The sequence below is a fragment of the Rhodococcus sp. 852002-51564_SCH6189132-a genome, from assembly GCF_001665495.1.
In the GTDB taxonomy this organism is placed as follows: domain Bacteria; phylum Actinomycetota; class Actinomycetes; order Mycobacteriales; family Mycobacteriaceae; genus Rhodococcus; species Rhodococcus pyridinivorans.
The window spans coordinates 1-1,303 of the sequence record NZ_LZMJ01000077.1; the positions used below are offsets into that span (position 1 = coordinate 1).

At 65.8% G+C, this 1,303-nt stretch carries 1 pseudogene; it reads right to left on the reverse strand.

Annotation, left to right across the window (positions count from 1 at the left end):
* Positions 1-32 precede the first annotated feature (32 nt).
* Positions 33-1,234: pseudogene (locus tag A5767_RS19590) on the reverse strand (IS3 family transposase).
* Positions 1,235-1,303: the final 69 nt, after the last annotated feature.

Genomic DNA, 1,303 nt, shown 5'->3' on the forward strand with positions numbered 1-1,303 from the left:
GGGACTGCTGCACGATCAGGTGACAGGTTCGGTCACGCAGCCTGAGTGGCTGGTGTGGTCATGATGGTCTCGTATTCGACAGGGGTCAATCTGCCGAGCCTGGCTTGGCGTCGGCGGCGGTGGTAGGTCCGTTCGATCCAGGTGATGATCGCGATCCGGAGCTCGTTCCGGATCGCCCAGGGCTGGCGGTCGAGGACGTTCTTCTGCAGCAGTGAGAAGAACGATTCCATGGCGGCGTTGTCGCCGCAGGCGCCGACTCGGCCCATCGATCCGACCATCGCGTGCCGGCCGAGAGCGTGGACGAATTTCCTGGACCGGAATTGCGATCCGCGGTCGCTGTGGACGATGCAGCCGGCGACCTGATCTCCGGCCGCGGCCCGGCGGGCGACGGCGGAGTCGAGGGCGTCGACCGCGAGTCGGGCTTTCATTCTCGAGTCGATGGAGTAGCCGACGATCCGGTTCGAGTGCACGTCCTTGATCGCGCACAGGTAGAGCTTGCCCTCACCGGTGTGATGCTCGGTGATATCTGTGAGCCACAATCGATTCCGCTTATCGGCGGTGAAGTTGCGGGCGACGAGGTCGTCGTGGACCGGCGGCCCGGAACGGACGTGTTTGGTGCCGCGTTTCTTGCCGAACGAGCTCCACCACTTGTTGGCTGAGCAGATCCGCCACCCGGTGCGCTGCGCCATCGTCTGGCCGGCGTCGGCGGCCTCGTCGACGAGGAACCGGTACCCGAATTCGGGGTCGTCGCGGTGGGCGTCGAACAGGGCGTTGGCCCGGTAGGCCTCGTCGAGTTCGGCGTCGGTGACCGGGTCGGCGAGCCACCGGTAGTACGGCTGGCGCGCGATTTTGAGGACCCGGCACGTCACCGCGACGGGGATGCCGTCAACGGCCAACTCACGGACGAGCGGTGGGGGCACCTCCCGCGTGCGGGGGAACATCATTTTCCCGGCAGGTTCGCCTGCGACAGATATGCCGCGGCGCGACGCAGGACCTCGTTCTCCTGTTCGAGCAGCCGGATCCGTTTCCGGGCTTCGCGCAGCTCGGCGTTCTCACTGGCGGTGGTTCCGGGCTTGACGCCGTCCTCGACGTCGGCGGCCTTCATCCAGTTCGCCAGGCAGGACTCGCTGATCCCGAAATCGGCGGCGATCTGCTTCAGTTGCTGACCGGGCTCACGGCCACGGGCAACACGGACGACGTCGTCACGGAACTCTTTGGGATACGGCTTCGGCACAGGGCACATCCTTCCAGCAGTGCCTTGCGGCACCACAGATCAGATGTCACCTATCCGTGCAGCAGTCCC